At 66.6% G+C, this 24,165-nt stretch carries 27 protein-coding genes; 15 read left to right on the top strand and 12 right to left on the bottom strand.

Annotated features, from left to right (window positions below):
* Positions 1 to 76 precede the first annotated feature (76 nt).
* The gene (locus J2751_RS03010) at positions 77 to 1,018 is read left to right on the top strand and encodes an HpcH/HpaI aldolase/citrate lyase family protein (protein WP_209483004.1); all 942 of its coding nucleotides are present in this window, start codon (positions 77 to 79) and stop codon (positions 1,016 to 1,018) included.
* 40 nt (positions 1,019 to 1,058) lie between these two features.
* Positions 1,059 to 2,312: a Glu/Leu/Phe/Val family dehydrogenase gene (locus J2751_RS03005; protein WP_209483002.1), complete on the top strand. Its 1,254-nt coding sequence runs from the start codon at positions 1,059 to 1,061 to the stop codon at positions 2,310 to 2,312.
* Between the two features lie 15 nt (positions 2,313 to 2,327).
* Here the strand turns inward: J2751_RS03005 and J2751_RS03000 are convergent, their stop codons facing one another.
* The 6 genes from J2751_RS03000 to J2751_RS02975 form a co-directional block, all read right to left on the bottom strand.
* A complete protein-coding gene (locus J2751_RS03000) occupies positions 2,328 to 2,795 on the bottom strand; it encodes a hypothetical protein (RefSeq protein ID WP_209483000.1) in 468 nt (155 codons plus the stop codon).
* 91 nt (positions 2,796 to 2,886) lie between these two features.
* Positions 2,887 to 3,603 (bottom strand): diphthine--ammonia ligase, encoded by a 717-nt coding sequence (locus tag J2751_RS02995; protein WP_209482998.1) that lies wholly within the window; start codon positions 3,601 to 3,603, stop codon positions 2,887 to 2,889.
* A gap of 103 nt (positions 3,604 to 3,706) precedes the next feature.
* Positions 3,707 to 4,273 (bottom strand): DUF7110 family protein, encoded by a 567-nt coding sequence (locus J2751_RS02990; RefSeq protein WP_209482996.1) that lies wholly within the window; start codon positions 4,271 to 4,273, stop codon positions 3,707 to 3,709.
* 115 nt (positions 4,274 to 4,388) lie between these two features.
* On the bottom strand, positions 4,389 to 4,733 hold the full coding sequence (locus J2751_RS02985) for a glutaredoxin family protein (protein ID WP_209482994.1): 345 nt from the start codon (positions 4,731 to 4,733) through the stop codon (positions 4,389 to 4,391).
* Between the two features lie 89 nt (positions 4,734 to 4,822).
* Positions 4,823 to 5,464 carry a transcriptional regulator GfcR gene (gfcR, locus tag J2751_RS02980; RefSeq protein ID WP_209482992.1) on the bottom strand — a complete coding sequence of 214 codons (642 nt, stop codon included), beginning with the start codon at positions 5,462 to 5,464 and terminating at the stop codon, positions 4,823 to 4,825.
* Positions 5,451 to 6,521, bottom strand: coding sequence for a glucose 1-dehydrogenase (locus J2751_RS02975; RefSeq protein WP_209482990.1), 1,071 nt, complete (start codon positions 6,519 to 6,521; stop codon positions 5,451 to 5,453). The genes gfcR and J2751_RS02975 overlap by 14 nt, the downstream gene beginning before the upstream one ends.
* A gap of 104 nt (positions 6,522 to 6,625) precedes the next feature.
* Between J2751_RS02975 and J2751_RS02970 the strand changes: the two genes are divergently transcribed.
* The 4 genes from J2751_RS02970 (at position 6,626) to J2751_RS02955 (ending at position 9,150) form a co-directional block, all read left to right on the top strand.
* On the top strand, positions 6,626 to 7,435 hold the full coding sequence (locus J2751_RS02970; protein ID WP_209482988.1) for an NRDE family protein: 810 nt from the start codon (positions 6,626 to 6,628) through the stop codon (positions 7,433 to 7,435).
* A gap of 25 nt (positions 7,436 to 7,460) precedes the next feature.
* The gene (locus J2751_RS02965) at positions 7,461 to 7,814 is read left to right on the top strand and encodes a helix-turn-helix transcriptional regulator (RefSeq protein ID WP_209482986.1); all 354 of its coding nucleotides are present in this window, start codon (positions 7,461 to 7,463) and stop codon (positions 7,812 to 7,814) included.
* Between the two features lie 231 nt (positions 7,815 to 8,045).
* The gene (locus J2751_RS02960; RefSeq protein ID WP_209482985.1) at positions 8,046 to 8,819 is read left to right on the top strand and encodes a GTP cyclohydrolase III; all 774 of its coding nucleotides are present in this window, start codon (positions 8,046 to 8,048) and stop codon (positions 8,817 to 8,819) included.
* A 100-nt stretch (positions 8,820 to 8,919) separates the two neighbouring features.
* On the top strand, positions 8,920 to 9,150 hold the full coding sequence (locus tag J2751_RS02955) for a hypothetical protein (RefSeq protein WP_209482983.1): 231 nt from the start codon (positions 8,920 to 8,922) through the stop codon (positions 9,148 to 9,150).
* A gap of 12 nt (positions 9,151 to 9,162) precedes the next feature.
* Here J2751_RS02955 and J2751_RS02950 read toward each other — a convergent pair whose 3' ends face one another.
* Entirely contained in the window at positions 9,163 to 9,381 is a 219-nt protein-coding gene (locus tag J2751_RS02950; RefSeq protein ID WP_209482981.1) for a hypothetical protein, read from the bottom strand.
* Between the two features lie 104 nt (positions 9,382 to 9,485).
* Between J2751_RS02950 and J2751_RS02945 the strand changes: the two genes are divergently transcribed.
* Positions 9,486 to 10,292: an SDR family NAD(P)-dependent oxidoreductase gene (locus tag J2751_RS02945; protein ID WP_209483211.1), complete on the top strand. Its 807-nt coding sequence runs from the start codon at positions 9,486 to 9,488 to the stop codon at positions 10,290 to 10,292.
* Positions 10,293 to 10,318: 26 nt separating this feature from the next.
* Here J2751_RS02945 and J2751_RS15495 read toward each other — a convergent pair whose 3' ends face one another.
* A complete protein-coding gene (locus J2751_RS15495; protein ID WP_245202575.1) occupies positions 10,319 to 10,474 on the bottom strand; it encodes a hypothetical protein in 156 nt (51 codons plus the stop codon).
* A 130-nt stretch (positions 10,475 to 10,604) separates the two neighbouring features.
* On the opposite strand from J2751_RS15495, the gene J2751_RS02935 reads away from it, so the two are divergent.
* The 3 genes from J2751_RS02935 to J2751_RS02925 are packed head-to-tail and all read left to right on the top strand — an operon-like array spanning position 10,605 to position 13,318.
* Positions 10,605 to 12,194, top strand: coding sequence for a heme-binding protein (locus J2751_RS02935; protein WP_209482979.1), 1,590 nt, complete (start codon positions 10,605 to 10,607; stop codon positions 12,192 to 12,194).
* 48 nt (positions 12,195 to 12,242) lie between these two features.
* Positions 12,243 to 13,034 (top strand): DUF7117 family protein, encoded by a 792-nt coding sequence (locus tag J2751_RS02930; protein WP_209482977.1) that lies wholly within the window; start codon positions 12,243 to 12,245, stop codon positions 13,032 to 13,034.
* Between the two features lie 56 nt (positions 13,035 to 13,090).
* Positions 13,091 to 13,318: a DUF7385 family protein gene (locus tag J2751_RS02925; RefSeq protein WP_209482975.1), complete on the top strand. Its 228-nt coding sequence runs from the start codon at positions 13,091 to 13,093 to the stop codon at positions 13,316 to 13,318.
* A 64-nt stretch (positions 13,319 to 13,382) separates the two neighbouring features.
* Here the strand turns inward: J2751_RS02925 and J2751_RS02920 are convergent, their stop codons facing one another.
* Both J2751_RS02920 and J2751_RS02915 read right to left on the bottom strand, forming a co-directional pair.
* Positions 13,383 to 15,119: an MATE family efflux transporter gene (locus J2751_RS02920; RefSeq protein WP_209482974.1), complete on the bottom strand. Its 1,737-nt coding sequence runs from the start codon at positions 15,117 to 15,119 to the stop codon at positions 13,383 to 13,385.
* Positions 15,120 to 15,192: 73 nt separating this feature from the next.
* Entirely contained in the window at positions 15,193 to 16,302 is a 1,110-nt protein-coding gene (locus tag J2751_RS02915; protein ID WP_209482972.1) for a mechanosensitive ion channel family protein, read from the bottom strand.
* 100 nt (positions 16,303 to 16,402) lie between these two features.
* Here J2751_RS02915 and J2751_RS02910 point away from each other — a divergent pair, with 100 nt between their 5' ends.
* The 3 genes from J2751_RS02910 to aroA all read left to right on the top strand — a co-directional run bounded on the left by J2751_RS02910 (position 16,403) and on the right by aroA (position 19,720).
* Entirely contained in the window at positions 16,403 to 17,140 is a 738-nt protein-coding gene (locus J2751_RS02910) for a proteasome assembly chaperone family protein (RefSeq protein WP_209482970.1), read from the top strand.
* A 100-nt stretch (positions 17,141 to 17,240) separates the two neighbouring features.
* Positions 17,241 to 18,293 (top strand): HTH-type sugar sensing transcriptional regulator TrmB, encoded by a 1,053-nt coding sequence (trmB, locus tag J2751_RS02905; protein ID WP_209482968.1) that lies wholly within the window; start codon positions 17,241 to 17,243, stop codon positions 18,291 to 18,293.
* A gap of 89 nt (positions 18,294 to 18,382) precedes the next feature.
* Entirely contained in the window at positions 18,383 to 19,720 is a 1,338-nt protein-coding gene (gene aroA, locus J2751_RS02900) for a 3-phosphoshikimate 1-carboxyvinyltransferase (protein ID WP_209482966.1), read from the top strand.
* A 33-nt stretch (positions 19,721 to 19,753) separates the two neighbouring features.
* Here the strand turns inward: aroA and rocF are convergent, their stop codons facing one another.
* Complete coding sequence (gene rocF, locus J2751_RS02895) at positions 19,754 to 20,659, bottom strand: arginase (protein ID WP_209482965.1); 906 nt, start codon at positions 20,657 to 20,659, stop codon at positions 19,754 to 19,756.
* Positions 20,660 to 21,419: 760 nt separating this feature from the next.
* Here rocF and J2751_RS02890 point away from each other — a divergent pair.
* Positions 21,420 to 21,659, top strand: a complete 240-nt coding sequence (locus J2751_RS02890) for a hypothetical protein (protein WP_209482964.1) — start codon at positions 21,420 to 21,422, stop codon at positions 21,657 to 21,659.
* 69 nt (positions 21,660 to 21,728) lie between these two features.
* Positions 21,729 to 22,262, top strand: a complete 534-nt coding sequence (locus tag J2751_RS02885) for an Rrf2 family transcriptional regulator (protein ID WP_209482963.1) — start codon at positions 21,729 to 21,731, stop codon at positions 22,260 to 22,262.
* Positions 22,263 to 22,944: 682 nt separating this feature from the next.
* Here J2751_RS02885 and J2751_RS02880 read toward each other — a convergent pair.
* Positions 22,945 to 24,126 (bottom strand): NAD(P)/FAD-dependent oxidoreductase, encoded by a 1,182-nt coding sequence (locus J2751_RS02880; RefSeq protein ID WP_209482962.1) that lies wholly within the window; start codon positions 24,124 to 24,126, stop codon positions 22,945 to 22,947.
* Positions 24,127 to 24,165 lie beyond the last annotated feature (39 nt).

Raw genomic sequence — 24,165 nt, 5'->3', positions numbered from 1 at the left:
ACCGTCCGCTCGTCGCCGACCGTCCGCTCGTCGCCGGCTCACCGGCTTTATTATTCGACGGCGACCAGCCTCGGGCATGGCCCGACGAAGCCTCCTGTTCTCGCCCGGTGACCGCCCCGAACTTATGCGGAAGGGGCCGGCCACGAACGCCGACGTCCTCTGTTTCGATCTGGAGGACGCGGTCGCGCCGAGCCGGACGGAATACGCCCGCGAGGCGATCCGAGAACTCCTCACCGATCCCGCCTTCAACCCCGACGCCGAGGTGTGCGTCCGGCTGACCGCGACCGAAGCGGACGCCGACCTCAACGCGCTCGCGGGCAGCATCGCCGGGCAGGGATCCGAGGGTGACGACGGTGGCTCCGACTCCGAGGGGAACGACGAGCCCCTCCGACTGGACGCGGTCATGCTCCCGAAAGTCGAATCGGCCGATCGGATCGATCGCGTGGCGGCGCTGTGTCGCGATCGCGGGCTCGACGCTATCGACGTGTTCGCGCTCGTCGAGACCGCGGAGGGAGTGCTCTCGACACGGGAGATCGCCGGGGCGTCGGCGACGACCGCGGTCGCGTTCGGGGCGGAGGACCTCGCGGCGGACATCGGCGCGACTCGGACCGACGAGGGGACCGAAGTGCTCCACGCTCGCGAGCACGTCGTTCTCGCCGCCAGCGCCGCCGAGGTCGACGCGATCGACACGGTGTACACGGACTTCTCGGACCCGGACGGCCTCCGGGAGGAGACGAAGTTCGCGATGACGCTCGGCTACGACGGCAAGTTGGCTATCCATCCCTCGCAGGTGGACCCGATAAACGAGGCGTTCACGCCGGACCCGGAACGCGTCGAGTGGGCGAGGGAGGTGTTGGCGGCTCGCGACGAGGCCGACGCCGAGGAGCGCGGCGTGTTCCAAGTCGACGGCGAGATGATCGACGCGCCGCTTCTCACACAGGCGGAGCGAGTCGTGGACCGCGCTCGCGCGGCCGGCCTCGTCGATCGCGTCGGCGTGGGCGATCGAGAGGATCCGTGACATTCGCCACCGTTAACTCTCGGGCACCGGATACTCGAGTATGAGCGACGAAGCGAATCCGTTCGAGAGCCTTCAGGAGCAGATCGACGACGCGGCCGTCCATCTGGACGTCGACCGGGGCGTCATCGAGCGACTGAAACGGCCCGAGCGGGTGTTGGAGACGAACCTGACGTTCGAGCGCGATGACGGGTCGCTCGAAACCGTTCGTGCGTACCGCGCACAGTTCAACGGCGATAGAGGCCCATATAAGGGAGGTATCCGATATCACCCGGGCGTTACCCGAGACGAGGTGAAGGCGCTCTCCGGCTGGATGGTTTATAAATGCGCGGTCGTCGACATCCCCTACGGCGGCGGGAAGGGAGGGATCGAGATCGACCCCGCGGAGTACTCGATGGCAGAGCTCGAACGGCTCACTCGCTCCTTTGCGACGGAGCTCCGACCTATGATCGGCGAGGACCGGGACATCCCGGCACCCGACGTGAACACGGGCCAGCGCGAGATGAACTGGATCAAAAATACCTACGAGACGCTGGAGAACACGACTGCTCCCGGCGTCATAACGGGGAAGGCGATCGACTCGGGCGGCAGCGCTGGTCGCGTCGAGGCCACCGGGCGGTCGACCACCCTCGCCGCGCGCGAAGCGTTCGACTGGCTCGGCCGCGACGTCGCGGACGCGACCGTCGCAGTACAGGGGTACGGGAACGCGGGATCCGTCGCGGCGGCCCTGCTCGATGATCTCGGGGCAACGATCGTCGCCGTCTCCGACTCCGGGGGCGGGATCTACGATCCCGAGGGGTTCGACCCGCGTGCGGTCAAAGACCACAAATCCGAGACGGGCGCGGTGGGCGGGTACGAGGGAACCGAGCCGATCACGAACGACGAGCTGCTGACGACGGACGTCGACCTCCTCGTCCCTGCGGCACTGGAGAACGCCATCGACGCGGACCTCGCGGTCGACGTGTCGGCCGACGTGGTCGTCGAGGCGGCCAACGGGCCGCTCACGCCCGGTGCCGACGACGTATTAACCGAGCGTGGCGTCACCGTCGTCCCCGACGTCTTCGCGAATGCCGGCGGCGTCACGGTGTCGTACTTCGAGTGGGTCCAGAACCGACAGCGGTTCCATTGGACCGAAGAGCGCGTTAACAAGGAGCTCGAACGCGTCATCACCGACGCCTTCGACGGGCTCATCGAGGCGTACGAGACACACGACCTCCCGAACCTCCGCACGGCCGCGTACGTCGTCGCTCTCGATCGAGTCGCGAACGCGTACGATCAGAGCGGAAACTGGCCTTAGGCCTCGAAACGAGAACTACACCTCGAAGAGCCGTTCCGCGTCGTCCGCCTGCCGACGGTATATCCCGCGCCCTTTCAATCGCGGAACCGAGTGCGTGTGGAGCGTCCGCGTCTCGGTGTCGTATACGAGCGGAAACACGTTCGTTCGCCGCTCGGCAACCGTGTACTCGGCCGCCGCCGTACTGAGTGCGTCATCGGCACCGGAGACCACGAAGACGACGTAGCCGATCCGCGTCACCGATTCGTCGCCGTCGTCGGTTCGGCGGTCGACCACCGCCCGAAATCGGTCGGCGGTGTCCGCGAGGTCATCAGCGTCGTAGTCGGTCGCGTCGACGACGGTTCCGAACAACGACACCGACCCGACCGTCGGGTCCTCCTCTCGTCTCGTCCACAACCGATCGAATCCCGACCTCCCGTCGAGGGCGTCGAAATCGTGCTCTCGTCGGTTCGCAGCCACCGCCTCGCGGTACCGATCGAACTCCATGTCACGGACGAAGGGGCCATATGATAAAAAATGACATACATGCCGGCAGTACTGACTTCCCGTGGGCGTCCCGGAGAGTGACGCTCCCGACTCAGCGCAGCGTCGCGTCCGTCACGTCGATATGGCCCCGATCACCCTCCCAGACGGTCTCGTACTCCAGATCGATCCGCCGGTTCATGTGTGGCCCGTCGACGACGTACGTCTCGAACTCGCCGCCCTCGCCCAAGGGATGGACGCCGTACTCCTCCCGGAGTTCGAGCAACTCCGCGAGTGCTGCCGCGTCGTATCGTCGACCGAGCCAGGACTCGTCGAGCCCGTAGGCGGCCACTTGGACGATCCGGATCTCGAAGCCGGCGTCGAACATCGCCTCCGCGAGTTCGACCGGGTCCTCCCCCCACAGCGGGGCGAACAGCTCGATCCCGAGCCGGTCGCACATCCCCCGGATCCGACTCGTCTGGAACTCGCTCTCGACGGCTCCCGCGGTGACACCCGCCAGATCGATGTCGCGGTCGGCGGCCAACTCGCGAAGCGCAGCCTCCATCGGCTCCAACTCGTCGTCACCCTGCGCGCCGGCGTCGTCGACGTCGTCGGCACCGAAATCGTCCGGTTCGAGCTCGACGAGGTCGATCCCAACGCTCTCGGCGGCGAGCGCCGCGAGCCGCGTCGCCGGCGTGTGGTACATGTAGGAGTCCCCGGCCGGATGAACGGTGAGCAGCCGAGAGACATCCAGATCGCTCTCCATCGCGCGATACAGCGCCCACGAGGAGTCCTTCCCGCCGGAAAAGAGGCTTACCCAGTCGCCAGTCATGAGTCATCGGACGCAGGGGACGCCTAAAGCGTCGGCGGTCGGAGCGGGTCGGCAGGCCAAAACGGGTGACGGTCGGGGCGGGTCGTCGGCGTCGACGATCCGCTCAGTCCGAAATGAAGTCGTTGTCGCGCCAGTTGACGCCGCCGTCGCCGTCTCCGCCCTGCGGACTCTCGACGACCTCGATGCTGGCCGGTCGCGGCTCACCCTCGACGATCCGCGTTGCCTCCAGCTCGTCGTCGGCCTCGGTTATCGCGGTCAGGGTCCCCTTCTCGGAACGCGTCGCCAGCTCCCGCAGGACGAGGAACATCGGGTACTGGAGCGCGCTGTTCTGGAGCACGGTCTCCCGATCGCCCTTGAAACAGGCGAACTCGACGAGCTCGGAGGGGATCTCCTCCTCCTCGTCGTCCATCCACTGTGGGCCGCCGGCACGAGGGGGCTCCTCCTCCCACACGCGGGTCTCGGAGACGGACGCCTTCAGCTGGGCGGTCGGCGTGTACTTGCTGATGCTCTCGTCGTCGGACAGGGCCTTGATAATGAGCGTATTGTTTCGACGCGTGATGTCGATGCCGTCGATCTCCGGCGGTAGGTCGGGGTCTTCGTCGAAGTACGTCTCTACGTCTTCGAGTGGCAGTTCGAGCGTCGAGTGAAGTCTGAACACGCGGCCTGTCATTGTTTACTGGGATGGATGATGGGTTGGACGGGTCGTCGGAACGCGGGCGGAAACGGTTGTACCTACCCCATATACGTGACGTAGGTTTATATGGCCTACTCTTCGGACGACGCCGTTACGCGACGCCGAGCTCGCCCGCGAGCTCGCCGCGTTCGTCGAGCTCCGCGAGGACGTCGCTCCCGCCGATGAACTCGCCGTCCACGTACGTCTGCGGGATCGTCTCCCAGCCGCTGTGCTCGGTGAGTGCCTCACGATAGGCGGGTAGCGCCGGCAACACGTCCACCGTCTCGAACTCCTCGACGTGACCGCTGATCAGCTCAATCGCGCGCTGCGAGTAGCCACACTGGGGCATCAGTCGGTTCCCCTTCATGAACAGCACCACGTCGTTCTCGGCTATCGCCTCGTCGACTCGCTCCGCGACCGCGTCGGGATCCATGTCGCCCTCTGGTTGAAACGTCATGGGCATGGGTAGGCGACGACGATTCAAAGGGGTTCCGCCCGGACCATACCGTCCGGTCGAGGGAAGTCATCCCGATCGGATCCGCCGGGCTACTCGCGGTCGACGCTGACGACGTCGACGAGCGAGTGAACGGGGACGCCCTCGATGTCGTCGTAGCCGACTTTGTCCACCAACACGGCACAGGCCACCGGCTCGCCACCGTGTTCGCGGATCGCGTCGATCGACTCCCGCATCGTCGTCCCGGACGTGATGATGTCGTCGACGACGTAGCAATCGCGGTCGCGGATCCCGGCGAAGTTGCGGGAGAACCCGCCACCGTGGTCGGCGATGTCGCCTTCCTCCCACTGGTGTTTCGCGGGCGCGTACGTCCCGAGGTCGGTGTCGAGCTCACGGGCGACCGCGGTCGCGAGCGGCGCGCCGGCCTTCTCGATCCCGACCGTGAGGTCCACCGCCTCGCCCTGCTTCGCGAGGAGGTCCGCCATCGCCGCGGCAGCGTACGAGAGGCGCGTCGAGTCCCGACCGAGCGCCGACCAGTCCACGTGGATGTCGGCGGTGGAGTCCGTGGAGTCGGCGTCGGTGGACGCCGACCCGTCGCCGTTTCCGCCGGCTCGCTCGACGAGCCAGCTTGCGGTCTCCCGGGAGACGTTCAGCTCGTCCGCGATCTCTCCCTTCGAGAGCCCGTGCTCGGCGAGCTCGGCTGCGCTGTCGATCAGGTCGTCAACGTTCTTCATATGCGCCGAATTCGACCGCCGTTTTAATAGTCGTGTCGTCATCCTCGAAGGCGGCCTCGAACTCGTCGAGCGGATACACGCCGGTGACGAGATCGGTCAGGAACGACTCGGAGAGCGTCGATAGCGACTCGACGGCGGCCTCGAAGTGCTCGTAGCTGGAGTTGACGCTCCCGACGAGCGCCTTATTGTGGAGGACGAGTTCGCGGTGGAGCCGTCCCCCGTCGATCTCGAACTCCCAGTCGCCGGGCACGCCGAGCAGCGCGGCGGCCCCGTTGGGCGCGAGCGCCTCGATGCTCTCGAAGGCGTGCGGGGCGTACCCGGTGGCCTCGAAGACGAAGTCGACGGCCTCGTGAGCGTCCGGGACCGCCGGCACCGGCGTCTCGTTCGAGTTGACGTACGTCGCGCCGAGCGACTCGATGACGTTGATCGTCGGATCGGGGCGGTCACGGCGCCCGAGACAGTAGATCCGCTCGAACTCATCGTCCAGCATCGCGACGGTGAGAAGCCCCAGCGCGCCGTTGCCCAACACGAGCATCGACTCCGGCTCCCAGTGGAACGCCGACCGGCTCGCGGCCGCGTGTTCGACGGCCTTCTCCGTGATCGACGCCGGCTCGATCAAGAACCCCCACTCGGCCAGCGACGGCGGCACCCCGACGAGGAACTCGGCCGGGCTCGTGAAGTACTCGGCCATGAACCCGTGCGCACCGACGATCCCCCGTTCGTGATATCGTCCGTTTGGGGCCATGTCCGGCTCTCCCCGCGCAAAGTACTCGTTGGCACCGTTGGGCGGGCGGCGGACCGTCGGCACGACGAGATCGCCCGCCTCGAACGGGGTGTCGTTCGGGTCCTCGACGACGCCGACGGCCTCGTGGCCCAGCACGAGGTGGTCTTCACCCTCAGGGGTGCCGCCGTGACCGCCGGCGATCACCTCGTGATCGGTGCCGTCGACGCCGACGCGCAGCGTTCGGACCAGCGCTTCCCCCGACGACGGCTCGGGCCGGGGCTTGTCGATCACGACCGGCTCGCTGCCGCCCTCGTACACTGCGATCGCCTTCATGCGTCTATCGAGTGGGCCAGTGACCAAAAGATTTCTTTTACTCCGAGTAAACGATATCACGTTTCCGACCGCGGGTTTTTGTCCGAGGCCGGCGATCGACGGTCGTGTGTACGCTCACGATCGCTTGGCGCGCGTTCGAGGGAGTCCCGATCGCTCTCGCCGCGAACCGTGACGAGGCTCTCGACAGGGAGTCGGAGCCGCCCGCGCTTCAGGGAGAAGGTGATGCCGACTCTGGCGACGAGGGTCAGTACCTCGCCCCGCGGGACGCCGAGGCCGGGGGGACGTGGATCGGGATGGGACCTTCGGGGCTCGTCGTCGCCGTCACGAACCGGTGGCTCGACGGTGACCGCGAGGGCGACCGATCCCGCGGCCTGCTGGTCGCCGACTGCCTCCGGATGTCCTCCGCGGGGGCGGCCGTCAGAGCGGTCGAGCGGGAGGTCGACGAGCGGACCTACGACGGGTTCAACCTCGTACTCGCGGACGACCTCGCCGCGTTCCTCCTCTCGTACGACGGCCGGTTGTCGGTCACCCGGCTCGATCCGGGCGTCCACGTCGTCGGCAACGTCGGCGGAGTCGTGAACGGCGAGCCACGGTTCGCGGTCCCGGAGCGGCGCGCGGAGTCCGGCGCGGAGCGGGCGGACAGCGCCTACCGGGTCGCCGCCGCGGTCGTTCCGGAGCCCGGGGAGGGGGCGGGGACATGGCTCGACCGCGCGGCCGACGTGCTCGCGGACCACTCGTACGGCGCGTGTCTCCACGGTGACGGGTTCGGGACCCGGTCGTTCACCCGGATCCGGACCGGGTCCGACCCCGCGTTCGCGTACGCCGACGGGCCGCCGTGTGAGACCGCCGCAGAGGCGATCGTCGTCCCCGACGGGTTCGGCGACGGCAGCGACGCGACGGAAAGCCAGTTTTAAGCGACTCGCGAGCGGGTGTAGGGACATGAGCGTGTCCGAACTCGAGTCCGAGCTGTCGGCCGACGAGCGCGCCGGCCTCGAACTCATCCGCGAGACCGGCGGGATCCACCAGAGCGACTTCTGGAAGGAGCTCGACGTCTCCTCGCGGAAGGGAAGCCGCATCGCGGAGGCGTTAGAGGAGTCCGGGCTCATCCAGCGCGAGAACACCGTTTATAATGGGCACAACACCTACTACCTCGAACCCGCCCCCCGTGACCTCGAGTTCGGGCTCCTGATGGCCGACGACATGCTGTCCCCATTCATCGGCGAGGAGGAGATCGACCCGCAGTCGGACGCCTTCTCTCAGTGGCTGATGAACCTCGCGTACGAGGAGTACTGAGACCGCTACGACCACCGCGAAGCGGTTGTTGGCGCGTCGTTTCGGCTCCGTTGAAATCGAATCGGTGGTTCGAGACCGCTCGTCGAGGAGTGGTTTTCGCTAGACAGCGAGAGTGAGTAACGCAGGTCGGTATGAAGTCGGATCCGACCGATATCGTTCCAGTTTTGAAACCGGTTCCACCTTCGTGATAACGGAAGGGTAAAGCGACGGCGGGCCGAACGGAGTAGTACTGTGACGACGACCCAGGTGACGCTGGTCCAGATCGACAACTACGGACCGTGGACCGTGACGCCGGAGCCCCGTCGAGAGATGGACTTACAGACGCTACAGTCCCGGCTGTTCGCCGACATCGCCGAGTATCTCGGCCACCGTGACGGGTACGCCTTTTTCACCCGATTCGATAACATGATCACGGTGACGAACGGCATCGACGGCGACGCACACGCAACGCTTCAGGAATCGATCCGGAATCGCTACCCGGTGACCGTCAGCCTCGGCACCGCCGTGAGCGACCGCCCGGTCGACGCTCTGGAGGAGGCGAACCACCGGATCCAACTCGAAGGGAGCGCCCAGGACGAACACCGGACGGAAGTGCTCGCAGGAGAGTATCTCACGGAGACGACTCCCTCCGACCTACAGATCGCCCACTTCGACGTCGTGAACGCGACTGGAAAGTACACCGACCGACTCAACGAGTTCGACACGTTCATCAACATCGAACGGGCGTACGCGTCGCTGATGGAGTACCTCCGGGAAGCCCACGGCGCGCTCTCGTTTTTCGTCGGCGGCGACAACATCATCGCCGTCTGTCCCGACCTGAACGAGTCCGCGTTCACCGACGCGGTCGATCACGTCATGAACGACGTCGACGTCGACCTTCAGGTCGGCGTCGGCCGCGGTGCGACCGCCCACGAGGCCGGCTTCGCCGCCAAACATGCGCTTGAGGACTGTCGACACGACGGAACGAGCGTCGAGATCACCGGCGTACCGGCCCCGACCGACTGATCTGCGTCGCCTTCGCCGTCGACCGCGTCGTCACCTTGATATCATTCCTGATAACTGGGTACGGATTTTTTTATATACCCGAGCGATACCACGAGCCAGCATGTCAGAAGAGATAGTCTTCGTTTGTACGGCGGACGAGTGCGAGGCCGGGCCGTGGGAGGGTTCCCACGACGCGATGGCACACTGTGAGCAGCACCCGAACCACGGGTACACGGGTCGGCCGCGATCGGAGGTCGACGAGGTCATCCCGGCGACCGCGGTCCGCAAGCGTGACAACCGGAACCTACAACACAAGGGTCATCCGCAGGGCGCGCTCGCCGACCACGACTGATCCACCCTCGGATCAGCGCTCCTCGGCGTCCTCGTCGAACAGACCGAGGTCCTCCGCGACGAGGTCGGCCAGTTGGTTCTTCAGTCCGGGGTCGACCTCCGCCACTTCCTCACCGTCGTGTTTCCCCTCGTTGTGTCGCGAGAGCGCGTCCTCGAGATCGTTCAGAGGGACACGGGTCTCCGTCTCGCAGTCGGTACAGACGATCGGAACGCGCGGTTCCTCCGTTGGCATGTCTCGAACCGTCGGCGGTGACGGATATAGTCCTTCGGGGATGGCCTCGACCGTGAACCGACGAAGTACCGCCTACTATGACCCGGGGGCTCGAACGCCGAGGCATGCGAGTCGTCGTTACCGGTGCGGCGGGCGGGATCGGGAGCGGGGTCGCGGAGACGCTCGTCGACCGTGATCACGACGTGATCGCGCTGGATCACGACGCCGACGGCCTCTCGACGCTTCCCGACTCGATCGAGACCGCGGTCCTCGATCTCCGTGACGGCGACGCGGTCCGGGAGGAACTGTCCGGACGCGACCTCGACGTCGTCGTCACCTGTGCCGGGGGCTACGAGCTCGCCGCGCTCGAGGACACCACGCCGGAGTCGTTTCGCCGGCAGCTGGACACGAATCTCACGACGGTTCATACCGTGGTCCGCGCCGTCGCGCCATCGATCCGGGAGCGGAACGGGCGGATCGTCGTCGTCGGTTCGATGGTGGGCAGCGTCGCGTTGCCGTACCACGGCGCGTACAGCGCCGCGAAAGCCGGAGTACGTGGGTACACTGAGGCGCTTCGACGCGAGCTCGAACCGCGCGGGCCCACCGTCGCCCTCGTCGAGCCGGGACCGGTTCGAACCGGGTTCAACGAGCGCGCGAGCGACGGGATCCGGTCGCTGTCGGACGGCGGGAGCGCGTACGCCGACGTCTACCGCGAGTTCGAGGCGTACACGCCGGCCGCGACGAGGGTCGAAACCGTCGTCGAGGCGGTCGTCACCGCGGCGACGACCGACCAACCTCGTACCCGATACCGGGTGAGTCGTCGGGCGAAATGGCTCCCACGACTCGCCGCGGTGCTCCCCGACCGCGTGTACGACCGGCTCGTCAGAACGGGCCTCCCGGGCGGCCTCCTCGGGCGGTTGATAGACCGCTAGGCGAGGAGAAGTGACTCCGCCCCGTCTCAGTCCGCCGACCCAGACGAGATCTCGCCCTCCGCCGCGTCGCCCTCGGTTTCCGCGGTCGCGTGGAGCTCCTCGACCGAGTCCGTGATCCGCTCGGCGAGCAGCTCCAAGGCGAGATACGAGATCAGTCCTTTCGGTGGGACGCTTTCCCGCATCGTTTCCGTCTCACACGGTCGTCGTGAAACGGTTTCGGTCCCGGCGACGGCACGAGGACGATACGGTCGCCCCGGGGCGTTCCGAGTACGACCCGAAAACCCCTAAGCCACGGGGGCTCCAAGTCGACGTATGGTCGAGGCACCAGCGACAGAGGAAGGGTGGTTCGCGCTCCACGAGTTCCGATCGATCGACTGGGACGCGTGGCGAAACGCACCACGTCACGAGCGGGACCGAGCCATCGAGGAGGGACGGTCGTTTCTCGCCCACCGAGAGGCGCTCGCCACCGCCGAGACCGGCGATTCGGCGGTGTTCTCCGTCATCGGGCACAAGGCGGACCTGCTGACGATCCACTTCCGGCCGACGTTGGACGCGCTCTCGACGATCGAGCGATCGTTCGAGAACACTGCGCTCGCCGAGTTCACGACGACGGAGTCGTCGTACGTCTCCGTCACCGAAGTGTCGGGATACGTCTCCGACGCGTACTTCGAGGACGACGAGGCGGAGATCGACGATGGGCTCCGCCGGTACATCGAGGGGAAGCTGAAACCGGAGATGCCCGACGACGAGTACGTCTCCTTCTATCCGATGAGCAAGCGACGCGGCGAGGAGTACAACTGGTATGACCTCTCCTTCGAGGACCGCGCCGACCTCATGGCGGGCCACGGCGAGGTCGGGAAACAGTACGCCGGGCGGATCAAACAGGTCATCGCCTCCTCGGTCGGCTTCGACGACCACGAGTGGGGCGTCACCCTGTTCGGCGCGGACCCGACCGACATCAAGGACATCGTCTATGAGATGCGCTTCGACGAGGCCTCCTCGCGATACGGCGAGTTCGGGCAGTTCTACGTCGGTCGGCGGTTCCCGCCGAGCGACCTCGGCGCGTACCTCGCCGGCGAGTCGGTCCCGACGGGCGAGTCCGCCGACGGCGACGCTCACGCAACCGGGACACATCCGGATGGCTCACACGACGCGCACGGCGACGGTTCCCACGGAGACGGTAGGGGCCACGACCACGCCGACGCGAGCGGCGGGTCCGCACACGGCGACCACCCGCACGGCGAGGAGGAGACGGGCGGCGAGGGCGACCATCCACACGGAGATGACTCGCAAGCGGGCGACGGGGACGGGACTTCCGACGAGGAGATCCGCGGCGAGCTCGCGGACCTCGACATCTACGCCGGCAAGCCCCACGGCGAGGATGTGTTCGCGACGGTCCTCTACAGCGAGGCCGACGTGGACGAACTGTTCGACGAGGTCGAGGGGCTCCGCGGCAACTTCGATCACTACGGCACCCACGTGAAGACCGCCGTCTACGAGGGCCACACGACGGACCGGACGGCGGTCGTCTCCATCTGGGAGACGGGGTCGGCCGCGGAGACCGCCGCCGGCTTCCTCTCCGAGCTTCCGGGTATCGTCGCCCGTGCGGGCGAGGAGTCCGGTTTCGGCACGATGGGGATGTTCTACGAGACGATACCGGAGTACACCGAGGAGTTCGTCGACACGTTCGACGACGTGGGGGAAGCCCTCGCGGAGATGGACGGCCACTTCGAGACGGATCTGATGACCAACGTCGAGGACGAGAACGACATGTTCATCGCGAGCCAGTGGCGCTCGAAGGAGGACGCGATGACGTTCTTCCGGTCGGACGACTTCCGCGAGACGGTACAGTGGGGGCGGGAAGTCCTTGCTGACCGACCACGACACGTCTTTTTGGCCTGATCGGACGAACCCGCAGTATTTTACCACGCACGCGACCCATATCGGATAATGAACGTTCGCGGCGAGCGGGAGTGTCGCGACTGCGGCGGTCGCTGGTCGTACTACGAGACCGGGTCGATCGAGTGTCCCGACTGTGGAAGCGTCCGGAGCGTTGGCCTCGAGGGACGGGCGACCCACACCGACACGCCCGCGTCGCTCGATCTCGCCCCACACCGAGATCGCTTCGGCGACGCGAGGAAAACGCTCCCGGCAGACGGCGTCGCCGACCTGAAACGTGATCTCCGAGAGTACCTACGGAAACGAGGATTCATTAGCGGCGGCGAGCTCCGACCGCTCGACGGGACCGTCATCGCCGCGCGCGAGCTGCTCGAAGCGGTCGACGTGTACGACCGTCTTCGTGAACCGACCGACGCTGACCGCGAGTACCTCCTCGCGCTGCTGGCTGGCGCGGATGACGGGGAGCGACCGGCAGCGACCGAGGTTCCCGGGTCGATGCGGGAGGCCCGTGGCAGCGCGGCCGCCCGTATCGTGAGCGAGTATCGGGACGACTTCCTCACGTTCCTCGACGAGTTGGCGTCGCCGGCAGGATCGGATCCGGACGCGGATCCCACCGTCTCCGTCGCCGGCGAGGAGGGGACGGCGCGGATCGAGCCCGCGCGGGAGCTTCTCGAACGCGTCAGGGACCGGACGAAACGGATGAGCGCGTTACAGGGGGATGTCGACCCTACCGTCGCCGACGCTCTGATCGAGGCGGCGAACGCGACGGGCGCGTATGTCCGGACCGGCGATACGGAGGCGCTCGACCGGGCCCGATCCCTGCTCGACGGCGCGGATGCGTGAATCACGACTGATACTCGCGGGCACACGTTCAAAACGTTCGGCTCGGACACTCGCGTATGCCCGACTTCGACGTCCACGAGCACCGCCACGCGCTGAAACAGCTCCGGGACACCGGCGACACGAGCCTCTGGGAGAACCGAAAGGCCATCGACTGTCCCGTCTGCTCGGAGCCGTTCGACCGCCTGTTCACCACGGGGAAGTCGACGGCACAGTTCCCCGAGAACGACGGAGCACGGTTCTGTCTCGCGCGCGACGAGGAGACGCTTCACCTATTTCGACACTGAACTGTTCTCGGTCCGGCCCGTTCTCAGTCCGGCCCGTTCTCGGTCCGGCCCGTTCTCGGTCCGCTCAGTCCTCGCCGACCGGGTCGACGTCGGGAGCCGGCTCCTCGATGTACCGGTCGGTCCACGTTCCGCGGGCGAACCAGGCGACTCCGACGATCGCGCCGAACACGTTCCCGAGCGCCATCCCGACCCACACGCCGGTCGCTCCCCAGCCAAGCGCAGCGACGGTGACGTCGACGACGGGGATCGTCACGCTCCACGTCAACGCGAGGTAGAACACGCTGGCGACGCGGCCGACCCACAGCGTGAGGATCGAGATGATCATCGCGGTCTTGGTGTTGCCCGCGCCACGGAACGCGCCGAGGATCACCTGCGAGACGCCGATGAAGGCGAACTCGACCGAGCGGATCCGAACGTACTCGACTGCGAGCTCGATGGTCGCCGGTGCGTCGGGCACGTCCCCGAGGAACGCCGCGACGATCGGTTCGGTGAACGTCACAGCGATCACGGCGACGAGGAACATCACCCCCGCACCGGTCGTTGCGGCGAGCTTGACCGCCTCCGCCGCGCGGTCCGCCCGGTCCGCACCGAGGTTCTGTCCGACCATCGTGTCGATCGCGCGGCCGAGCCCCATCGCCGGCAGGAAGACGAGGGAGATGAGCCGGTTCCCGAGGCCGTAGGCCGCGACGACCGGCGGCGAGAACGTGACGATCATCGCGGTGAGTGTGATCATCGCCATCGCGCTCGTCGTCTGTTCGACGCTGGAGGGGAGCCCCAGTCGGAAGATGTCCTCGATGAACCCGAAGTCGGGGCGGAGATCGGCGAGCGCGACCGCGGGACCGAGGTCGGTCGCGAACAGCGCCCACAGCCCGATGGCGGTCGCGACGCCGCGAGCGGCGATCGTCGCCAGCGCGGCCCCCTCGATCCCGTAGCCGGTGAACCCGGTCGCCGCGAACAGCGAGGACTCGATCGCGACGGGGTCGAGCGCGGCGATCCCGGGAACCGCCGCGAGCCACCCGAACAGCGGGTTGTTCTCGAACCCGAAGATGAGGAACGGATCGAGCAGGACGTTGACGACGACTGAGACGAGCATCACGGCCATCGGCGTCCGGGTGTCTCCGTAGCCACGCATGAGCGCGGAGAAGACGAAGAAGCCGAACATCAGCGGGATCCCGAGGAAGATGATCTCCATGTAGTCGGCCGCGAGCGGGATCACGGTCGCGGCGGTGTCGGGATCACTCGGAAGCAGTTCGAGTGCCGGCCGGGTATAAAAGTACCCCCCGATCCCGATGAACACGGAGAGCACGGAGACGGTAAAGATGGTCTGGCCAGCGACGAGTCCGGCCGAGTCGTCACCCTCCGCGCCGGTGTACTGCGCGACGAGGATCGCCCCCGCGGTCGTGAACCCGCCGGCGACCGCGATGAGGAGGAAAATGAGGGGGAACGCCAGACTGATCGCGCCGACTGCCTCGGCCGAGAGCCGACCGAGATACAGCGTGTCGACGACGTTGTACGTGACCTGTAACAGCTGAATGACGACGATCGGCCACGCGAGATGGAACAGGGGCCGAACGAGGCTCCCCTCGGTGATCGAGTCCGTCGGATCGTCGGACGACCCATTCTCGTCGCCCGGGTCGGACGGCCCATTCTCGTCGCCCGGGTCGGACGGCCCATTCTCGCCAGCATCGCCATTCTCGTCGCCCGGGTCGGACGGCCCATTCTCGCCAGCATCGCCACTCTCGGGCGGTACGTCTTCGCGCTCGTCGTGACCGGAGGACTGCTCGGAGGGCTCGTCGCTCACTCCGTGATAGGATGTAATCTCGGCGTATCAGGGTTCCGGTAGCGGCCTAGACGCCCTCAAAATGACGGGCCCGTTACTGGTCTGTGTCGGACGGATCGGAGCCGGAGCCGGGTACGCCGGAATCGGGGTCACCTCCGACTTCGGTTCCGCTGTCTCCGGTGTCGGTTTCGACGTCCGTGTCGCCGCTGGCTCCCGTGTTATCGTTGGCTCCGGCGTCCACGTCGACCTCGACGCCGATCTCGCTTCCCGGATCGGGGCTCTCCGTTCGCTGCCCGTGTCCTCGGTCGTCACGCATTCCCACCTGTGCGACTCCCGAGGTGTCGTCGAAGACGAGATGCCGATGCGGGTACGCCATCTCCACCTCGGCGTCCGCGAGCCGTTCGCGGATCCGCGTGTTCAGTTCCGACTGGACCTTCGCGAGCTTGTACGGCTTCTTCACCCAGTAGCGGAGCCGCAACAGGACCCCGTTGTCGCCGAACTCCTGGATCCGACACTCCGGGCTCGCGTTGTACCGCGCCACCCCGACCCGGATGTCCGGGCCGCCGTTGATGACCGCCTCGCAGTCCCGGGCCGACCGCTCGATCCGTCGCCGAGCCTCGTCGATGTCGGACTCGTAGGTGACGAGCACGTCGGCGCTCCGGCGAGTTCGTTCGTCCTCCGCGGAGTAGTTCGTCACGTCGCGGTCGCGCATGTTCCCGTTCGGAATCACGAGAAACGTGTTGTCGAGGGTGAATATCTTCGTGTAGCGGATCGTGATGTCCTCGATGAATCCTTGAGTCCCGTCGTCGAGTTCGACCATGTCGCCGATCTCGAACGGCTGGTCCGCGAGGATGAACACGCCGTTTATGAAGTTTCCGACGAGCGGGGCGAGGATGATTCCCACCACGGCCGAGAGCACCGCAGTCCCGATGAGGAGGTCCGTGAACCGGAACCCGATCGCCCAGAGCCCGAACAGGAACGCGAACACGATCGTTCCGACTCGAACCCCGCGAACGATCGTCTGTGCGACGCTTTGTCGGGAGAACTGCCGGGCAACCGGCCGGCCGATTACCCGAACGATGAACCGCGCCAGCACGACGCCGATGACGACGGAGAGAACGACGAAGAGGAACCGCGCTCCGGGGATCTCCCCGAGCCACGAGGACCAGTCGTCGATCGGCGCGGTCACCTCCAGTCGTACCATAGCGAACACCGCGTCGTCCACCCGAAAAAGCGTTTCCTCCCGCGAGCGCGCGAGCGGGACGGTGGGGAAACCATAACCCCCACCCGGTCGAAGCGGGCGTATGCGCGATCTCACGTCCGAACCGACGTTCAGTTTCACACACGAGACGGAGCCGGAGGACACGCTCATCGCGGGGTTCTCGGCGTACGGCCTCGCCGGACTCACCGCCGTCGACTACCTCATCGATCACCTCGAACTCGAGGAGCACGGCCACGTCACGGCCGAAGGGATTCCCTCGATCACCCCCTTCGAGAAGGGTCGACCGCGCCATCCGACCCGCCTGTACTCCGCCCCGGATCTCGACGTGACGGTGCTCGTCGGCGAGCAGTTCGTCCCGTCGGCGTTCGGCGAGCACCTAGCGACGTCGGTTCTCGACTGGACGGAACGCAACGACGTCTCCGAGATCGCCGTCCTGTCCGGCGTGCCGATCCCTCACGGTCCGGACGCCCACCGAACGGTCTACGTCGCAACCGACGACTATCACCAAGGACGACTCGACGGGGACGGGATCCCCGCGATGGAGTCCGGGTTCCTCGACGGGGTCAACGCGACACTGCTCGAACGCGGCATGGAGTCGCCGCTCGGTGTCGGGGTGTTCATCACGCCGGTACACGCACAGGTGCCGGACGTCGAGGCGGCCATTCGACTCGTGGAGACCGCGGACGACGTGTACGGCCTCGGGATCGACGCCGGTCCGCTCGAGGCGTTTGCGGCCGACGTGCGCCGCCACTACGAGGACCTCGCGGAGCGGATCGAGGAGCGTGAACCGGACGGAACGTACGACCGGATGTACATGTGATCGGGTCGATCCGGTTATGGGGTGGATAATTCGGATATGAAATCGGGTGAAACTCGTCTCATAGTAAAAAATTATACCGGAGGACCGTGTTGAAACGTTCATGGCAGACGATCTCCGGACGACGCTCGATCACGTCGGAGACCGGTTCAATCTGGGCGAGTACGAGATAGACGCGTATCTCACGGTGCTGGAACACGGTGAGTTGACCGCCAGCGGGATCGCCGACCGAACCGACATTCCGCAACCACGGGTCTACGACACGGTTCGAAGCCTGTCGGACAGAGGTCTCGTCGAACTCCGCGAGTCCCGTCCGATGAAGATCGTCGCGGTGGATCCGGAGGACGCGTTCGGCGAACTCCGGTCGTCGTTCACGGAGATGGTCGACGAACTCGAAGCTCGCTACACGGCCCCTACCCGCGAGACCGAGGCCGTCTCGCTCGTGAAGTCTCGTTCGACCATTCTCCGATATCTCGAGGAAGTGATCGTCGGTGCCGAGTACGAACTCGCCGTTTCGCTCACGCCGGAGCTGCTCCGTCGGTTCCGCGATGACCTCGCAAAAAAGGTAGCGGAGGGAGTCAGCGTCGAACTCCTGGTGACGCCAGCCACTCGGGCACCAGCCCCCGATGAGTTCGACTACCTCGAAGTGTCGACGACCGCTCGCGCGCGTCGCGGCATTACGACTCCGATCCTCGCCGTCGGCGACGGGGTGTACTCCGTGTACGCGACCCAAGACGCGTTACGCGACGATCGGGAGCGGTACGGCGTCATCTTCAACCGGTCGGCACTCGGCTTCCTCGTCTCCGGGTTCTTCGGGACGGTGTTGTGGACGACGGCGGAGACCATCGCGACCAACGACATGGATCGTCCCTTCCCGCGCCGGTACGCCTCGATCCGCCGGGCGGTGAAGGACGTTCGCGCGTTCGACGGGGATCCGTTCTATGCGACCATCTCCGGGCGTGACATCGAGACCGGCGAGGCGGTCACGGTCCGCGGGCGGGTGGTCGACAGCGCGTTCGAGGACAGCGAGGAGGTCGCCTCGCTCGTCGTCGAGACCGACGCCGGTCGTATCGAGATCGGCGGCCGCGTCGCCGCCTTGGAGGACGTCGAGGGACAGGAGATCGTCATCGGCCGCGGGTCGCCGCCGGAGATCTGATCGGTTCGGACGGGGTCCGACCGGTCCGGACGGGACCGGTGCGGTGTCGCGGCCGGTACCGACTTATTACCGGGCACGACACGGGGAGTATGGACATCCATCTCACGCGATCGGACGTCGCTGGGACCGCCCGCGCCCCGCCCTCGAAGAGCTACACTCATCGCGCGCTGCTCGCGGCGGGCTACAGCGACGGTGCGACCGTCGCGTCCCCGCTCGTCTCCGCCGACACGAAAGCGACGGCCCGCGCCGTGACCGCCTTCGGCGGCAGCGTTACGCCGGAGAAGGGGGGCGCCGACGACCTCGCCGCCGCCGACTCGCTCGTCGTCGAGGGGTTCGGCGGACGACCCAGTGTTCCCGCCGACGTGATCGACTGTGCGAACTCCGGGACGACGACCCGATTGGTGACCGCGACCGCGGCACTCGCCGACGGCGGAACGGTGTTGACCGGGGACTCCTCGCTGCGGTCGCGACCGCAGGGCCCGCTTCTCGACGCGCTCGACGAGCTGGGCGTCCGTGCCGAGTCGACCCGCGGGAACGGGCAGGCACCGCTCGTCGTCTTCGGTCCACTCTCGGGCGGCGACGTGGCGATCCCGGGCGACGTCTCCTCACAGTACGTCACCGCCCTGTTGATGGCCGGCGCGGTCACCGACGACGGGATCGAGGTGTCGCTGACGACGGCACTCAAATCGGCCCCCTACGTCGACATCACGCTCGAGTTGTTGGACGAATTCGGGATCACGGCCGACCCGATCGGGAGCGAGACGGCGGCCGGCGCGGAGGGGTTCGTCGTTCCCGGCGGCCAGACGTACGCGCCCGAGGACGGTCGCTACGAGGTCCCCGGCGACTTCTCGTCGATCTCCTATCTCGTCGCCGCGGGCGCGGTCGCCGCCGATCCGGACGACGCGGTTCGGATCGAGGGTGCGCGTCCGAGCGCGCAGGGCGACGCCGCGATCGTCGACATCGCGGACCGGATGGGAGCGACCATCGACTGGGACCGTGAGAACGGGATCATCACGGTCGAGCGCTCCGCGCTGTCGGGCGTGGCGGTCGACGTCGGCGACACGCCGGATCTACTCCCGACGATCGCGACGCTCGGCGCGGTTGCCGACGGCGACACGCGGATCACGAACTGCGAACACGTCCGCTACAAGGAGACCGATCGCGTCGCCGCGATGGCCGAGGAGCTGGAGAAGCTCGGCGCAGAAACGACGGAAGAGCGGGACGTTCTCACGATCCACGGCTCCGAGAGCGACCTCCGGGGGGCGACCGTCGACGGGCGGGCCGACCACCGGATCGTGATGTCGCTAGCGGTCGCTGCGCTCGCGGCCGAGGGGACGACGACGATCCGCGGCGGCGAACACGTCGACGTCTCGTTCCCCGACTTCTTCGAGACGATGGCGGAACTGGGCGCTCGCGTCGAGCGATAGCGGGTGTCCAGAGGCCGTTGCTGGCGACCGGGATCAGATAACTCGTTTTCCGAATGCACTGGCCGCGAGCTCGGTCGCGAGCGAGGCGGTCTCGTTGTTTCGATCGAGCGTCGGGTTGACCTCGACGAGCTCCATCGACCGGAGACAGTCGGCCTCGTCGACGAGCTCCATCGCGCTGTGGGCCTCCCGGTAGGTGACGCCGCCGCGGACGGGCGTCCCGACGCCGGGTGCCTCGTTGGGGTCCAGCCAGTCGAGGTCGAGGCTGACGTGAACCCCGTCGACGCCCTCGGCGGCCGCCGCCATCGCCTCCTCGGTGACGTCGGTGACGCCCCGTTCGTCGATGTCGGACATCGTGTAGGCCGTAAATCCGCGATCGCGGATGAGATCGACCTCGGCGGAGTCGACCGATCGGAGTCCGACCAGCGCGACGTTCTCCGGCGAGAGCGTCGGCGCGTTCGCCCACGCCTTGCCGGCGAACTCGTCGATCCCGAGCGCGGCCGCGAGGGGCATCCCGTGGACGTTCCCGGAGGGACTCGTTGAGGGCGTGTTGAGGTCAGCGTGAGCGTCGAACCACACCGCGCCGATGTCGGCGTCGCGAGCCGAGCCGACGAGCGAGCCGATCGCGATGGAGTGGTCACCGCCGAGCGCGAGCGGCACCGCGCCGTCCGCGAGCGTGTCGCTCACCTCGTCGGCGAGCCGGCGGCATACCCCGGCCGTCTCCTTGAGGAACTTCGCGTTTCCAACCGCCGGCTCCGCGGTGTCCGGGTCGCGCTCCTCCGCGCGCGGAACGTGGAGGTCCCCCACGTCGACGACGTCGACTCCCGCGCCGGCGAGTTCGTCGGCGAGCCCCCCATACCGGATAGCTGACGGCCCCATGTCGACGCCGCGTCGGTTCGCCCCGTAGTCGGTCGGTGCCCCGATGATTCGAACCCGTGTCATACGCCAAGGCGAACGCGACGTGGCTTGAATGGCCGGGGTCCGGTCCGCACTCGTCGACGACGACGACTTCGCTCCGGACCCATCCATCCACCCGCCTATCCATCCACCCATCCATCCGCCCGCCCATCCACCGTGAACATCTCGGACCGAGAGAACCGTGATCGAACTTAAAACAGCCGCGAGCGGCTTCAACGATTGCTTATAAGAGACGATACGGTGGCGCGCCTCCGAGTGGCCGAGCGGAGCGAGGCCGCGAGGAGCCCGCGAGGGAGCCCGGAACGGCGCTTATAAGCGCCGTTTCGGCGAGGCTGGGGAGGTGTGAGGTGCGGTGCCGTGCGGTGCGGGGTGGGACTCAAAGGGGCAGCCTGCTCCGGGAAGACGGGTGACGCAAGCACTGGAACGGGCGAGCATCGCGAGCCCGTTCCAGCGCGCAGCGAGCCCTTCGACCGGAGCAGGCTGGGGCTTTGAACGCGTTCGCCGTCGATCCAGCAGTAATCATTTATTAGCGAACGATCGAGCCTTCAGACGTATTTACCGCCCCAGCAACGACGTATACACGGCCGCCGGCGACGTCGTTCGACCGTTTATAAAGGGTCACACAACCGTTCTAATGGACGTACTCCCGATATCGATCAGAAAGCACTCTTCAGCGACCGGGTGTTTCAGTCGAGAAGCCATTTGAAGACCGGAATTTCAACGGATCCGCCCGATCCCATCGCGGATCCGTCACGGTTTCGGTCGCCGGGACGAACGGGAGGGTATGGACGAAGAGACGGAAGCGGTGGCGGACGACGATCCGACCGGCATCGACCCCGGTGACATCGAGCCGGCCGGCGCGCTGATCGCCGTGGCGTTCACCGGCGCGATCATCGGCCTCGTCGGGGCGGGGCTCGTCCCGCTCGTCGGCGACGCCGCCCTCGTGTTCGTCGTTCTCGGGGTTATCGTCGTACTGGCGAGTCCGGTCGCGTACCTCCGGTTCCGTGGTCTCGACGGACCGTGATCCGTCCCGCCGATTCGTTTATAAGGCTCTTCCATCGGATTTATGCGGGGTCGTCGTCTATTCGGAGTTATGTCATCGATAGAGCTCACATCGAGCCAGAAAAGCATCCTCACGGCCCTCATCAACCTGTACGGCCAGGAGGAGGACGCGGTGAAAGGCGAGTCGATAGCCGAGGAAGTCGACCGGAATCCCGGTACCATCCGCAACCAGATGCAGAGCCTGAAGGCGCTTCAGTTGGTCGAGGGCGTCCCCGGCCCCAAGGGAGGATACAAACCCACCTCGAACGCCTACGAGGCGCTCGACATCCAACGGATGGACGAGCCGGCTCACGTTCCCATCAAACACAACGGCGAGGAGGTAGATGGGGTCAACGTGGACGGGATCGACCTCTCCAGCGTCCATCACCCGGAGCTCTGCCGCGCGGAGATCCACGTTCAGGGCTCGGTCCGTGACTTCCACGAGGGCGACTCGGTCACCGTGGGACCGACCCCGCTCTCGAAGCTCGCCATCCGCGGAACCGTGGACGGGAAAGACGACACCGCGAACGTCCTCATCCTCCGGATCGACGACATGCGCGCGCCCGACGAAGAGCCCGCACACTGACGCGGCCGCCGACACTCACGCACCGCAGCGCCGTCCCCGCGAATGTATGCTCGGCGGTTCTCTCTCTCTCTCTCGTTGGCTGCTTCGGTGAGCCGCCGTCACCGGTCGTCGAGCGCAACGAGCGATGCCGGGAGTAGATCGCTCAGATCGATGGCGACGAGATCGTATTTAAATATGGAACGGGCGGCAGCGACGATCTCTTATAAATAAACCGCGGTGGCGTCACCGGCGGCGGAGCCGCCGGTTGCTAGCGAGAGCTTCGCTCTCGTCCCGCGCCCCTGACGAGGCTGGGGAGGCGTGAGGTGCGGGGCGGTCGCTGTGCGGGGTGGGACTCAAAGGGGCAGTCGCCGGACTACGTCCGGCTGCCAGAGGCGCGGAGCGCCTCACGGCTGGGGCTTTGGCGGTGTTTACCGCCGATCCGCCGGCAACTACGTATAAGCGAGCGGTTGGTGCTTTTAACTAGTTCAATACCGCCGATCCATACTCAACCACTTATAAACAGCCGCAAGCAACACCGCTTCACTACTTATAAACGACCACCCACCCGACGTGCTATACCCGCTCCCGACATCGATCAAGGAGCACTCTCCGCCGACGGATCGGTCCGAGGCGTATTGTTGAAGGAGCCCGTTCGTGTTCCGGTCCGAGCGAGCCGGTAGCCGGTCGATCGGGAACCCTCTCCCTACATATCGCCGAACGCGCTGACGCCGCGTCCGGTCGAGGAGACCTTCGCGATCCAGCGGACCGCGATGGACTTCTTCAGCAGTTTCGCGGGCGTGCCGCCGAACGTCTTGATGGGCATCCCCATTACGTCGTGTGCCACCGCCTCCTCGCCGACCGAGATGACGGTTCCCTTGTCCTTGTGCTCCCACGACTGGAGGGGCGCGCCGCGGGCGGCCCGCGCGAGGTTCTCGCCGGCGACCTCGGCGGCCTGCCACGCGGCCTGTGCGGTCGGCGGCGCGACGTCGTCACCGCCCTGATCGACCAAGGCGGTGTCGCCGATGGCGAACACGCGGTCGTCGCTCGTCGTGAAGTCGGACTCGGCGAACACGCGGTTCGAGCGGTCGTCCTTCTCGACTTCGACCCCATCGAGCTCCTCCTGACCCGTGATGCCGCCCGTCCAGACGAGCACGTCGTAGGGCAGTTCCTCCGGGTCCTCGTCCTCATCGCCGCCGAAGTAGACGGCGTCCTCCTCGGCCTTCGAAATGAAGTTGCCGGTGAGGATCTCGACATCGGCGTCCTCGAGCCGCTGGCGGAGCGCGCCCTGTAGCTGCGGGTCGTTTCCGGGGAACACCTCGTCGAGGCCTTCGACGAGAGTGATATCGATGGGCGCACGGTGTTTGTCGCGGTACTCCGCGACCTCGCCGGCCGTCTGGATCCCGGAGAGTCCAGCACCGCCGACAACGACGTGGGCCGGGTCCGAACGTGTCGCGTTCGCGGCCGCCTCGCGGACGTCCTCGTGGATCGCCTTCGCGTCGTCGAGCCCCTTCAGCTGGTGTGCGTGCTCCTTCAGCCCCTCGATGCCGAAGAAGGCAGTCGTGGAGCCGATCCCGAGCAGCAGGTAGTCGTAGTCGACCGTCTCGCCGTCGTCGGTCTCGACGACTCGCTCGTCGGTGTCGACGTCGACGACGCGTCCCTGAACGAACGTCGACTCGTCGGACATGATCTCCCCGACGGGGATGGTGATCTTGTCCTCGACCGCGGGGTTGCGGATGGCCCGGTGGACCTCGTGTAAGACGAGGTGGTAGTCGTGTTCGGAGATCCACGTGAGCTCCGCTTCACCGTGGCCGACTTCCTCTTCGAACGCTTTCACCGCACCCGCGCCGGCATACCCGGAGCCGACGACGACGATCTGGGATGTCATGTCTTTCGATGCGCGGGCCGCGGGTAAAGTCACTTTGGA

The sequence above is a fragment of the Halorubrum alkaliphilum genome (assembly GCF_017873815.1).
GTDB classification, from domain to species: domain Archaea; phylum Halobacteriota; class Halobacteria; order Halobacteriales; family Haloferacaceae; genus Halorubrum; species Halorubrum alkaliphilum.
Note: the sequence above shows the minus strand (reverse complement) of the source record. Positions and strands in the feature narration are given on the sequence as shown.

Excerpts from the sequence above, each read along its gene's own strand:
- J2751_RS03010 (WP_209483004.1), top strand. The coding sequence starts at position 77 with ATGGCCCGACGAAGCCTCCTGTTCTCGCCCGGTGACCGCCCCGAACTT.
- J2751_RS03005 (WP_209483002.1), top strand. The coding sequence starts at position 1,059 with ATGAGCGACGAAGCGAATCCGTTCGAGAGCCTTCAGGAGCAGATCGAC.
- J2751_RS03000 (WP_209483000.1), bottom strand. The coding sequence starts at position 2,795 with ATGGAGTTCGATCGGTACCGCGAGGCGGTGGCTGCGAACCGACGAGAG.
- J2751_RS02995 (WP_209482998.1), bottom strand. The coding sequence starts at position 3,603 with ATGACTGGCGACTGGGTAAGCCTCTTTTCCGGCGGGAAGGACTCCTCG.
- J2751_RS02990 (WP_209482996.1), bottom strand. The coding sequence starts at position 4,273 with ATGACAGGCCGCGTGTTCAGACTTCACTCGACGCTCGAACTGCCACTC.
- J2751_RS02985 (WP_209482994.1), bottom strand. The coding sequence starts at position 4,733 with ATGACGTTTCAACCAGAGGGCGACATGGATCCCGACGCGGTCGCGGAG.
- gfcR (WP_209482992.1), bottom strand. The coding sequence starts at position 5,464 with ATGAAGAACGTTGACGACCTGATCGACAGCGCAGCCGAGCTCGCCGAG.
- J2751_RS02975 (WP_209482990.1), bottom strand. The coding sequence starts at position 6,521 with ATGAAGGCGATCGCAGTGTACGAGGGCGGCAGCGAGCCGGTCGTGATC.
- J2751_RS02965 (WP_209482986.1), top strand. The coding sequence starts at position 7,461 with ATGAGCGTGTCCGAACTCGAGTCCGAGCTGTCGGCCGACGAGCGCGCC.
- J2751_RS02955 (WP_209482983.1), top strand. The coding sequence starts at position 8,920 with ATGTCAGAAGAGATAGTCTTCGTTTGTACGGCGGACGAGTGCGAGGCC.
- J2751_RS02950 (WP_209482981.1), bottom strand. The coding sequence starts at position 9,381 with ATGCCAACGGAGGAACCGCGCGTTCCGATCGTCTGTACCGACTGCGAG.
- J2751_RS02945 (WP_209483211.1), top strand. The coding sequence starts at position 9,486 with ATGCGAGTCGTCGTTACCGGTGCGGCGGGCGGGATCGGGAGCGGGGTC.
- J2751_RS15495 (WP_245202575.1), bottom strand. The coding sequence starts at position 10,474 with ATGCGGGAAAGCGTCCCACCGAAAGGACTGATCTCGTATCTCGCCTTG.
- J2751_RS02935 (WP_209482979.1), top strand. The coding sequence starts at position 10,605 with ATGGTCGAGGCACCAGCGACAGAGGAAGGGTGGTTCGCGCTCCACGAG.
- J2751_RS02930 (WP_209482977.1), top strand. The coding sequence starts at position 12,243 with ATGAACGTTCGCGGCGAGCGGGAGTGTCGCGACTGCGGCGGTCGCTGG.
- J2751_RS02925 (WP_209482975.1), top strand. The coding sequence starts at position 13,091 with ATGCCCGACTTCGACGTCCACGAGCACCGCCACGCGCTGAAACAGCTC.
- J2751_RS02915 (WP_209482972.1), bottom strand. The coding sequence starts at position 16,302 with ATGGTACGACTGGAGGTGACCGCGCCGATCGACGACTGGTCCTCGTGG.
- J2751_RS02910 (WP_209482970.1), top strand. The coding sequence starts at position 16,403 with ATGCGCGATCTCACGTCCGAACCGACGTTCAGTTTCACACACGAGACG.
- trmB (WP_209482968.1), top strand. The coding sequence starts at position 17,241 with ATGGCAGACGATCTCCGGACGACGCTCGATCACGTCGGAGACCGGTTC.
- aroA (WP_209482966.1), top strand. The coding sequence starts at position 18,383 with ATGGACATCCATCTCACGCGATCGGACGTCGCTGGGACCGCCCGCGCC.
- rocF (WP_209482965.1), bottom strand. The coding sequence starts at position 20,659 with ATGACACGGGTTCGAATCATCGGGGCACCGACCGACTACGGGGCGAAC.
- J2751_RS02890 (WP_209482964.1), top strand. The coding sequence starts at position 21,420 with ATGGACGAAGAGACGGAAGCGGTGGCGGACGACGATCCGACCGGCATC.
- J2751_RS02885 (WP_209482963.1), top strand. The coding sequence starts at position 21,729 with ATGTCATCGATAGAGCTCACATCGAGCCAGAAAAGCATCCTCACGGCC.
- J2751_RS02880 (WP_209482962.1), bottom strand. The coding sequence starts at position 24,126 with ATGACATCCCAGATCGTCGTCGTCGGCTCCGGGTATGCCGGCGCGGGT.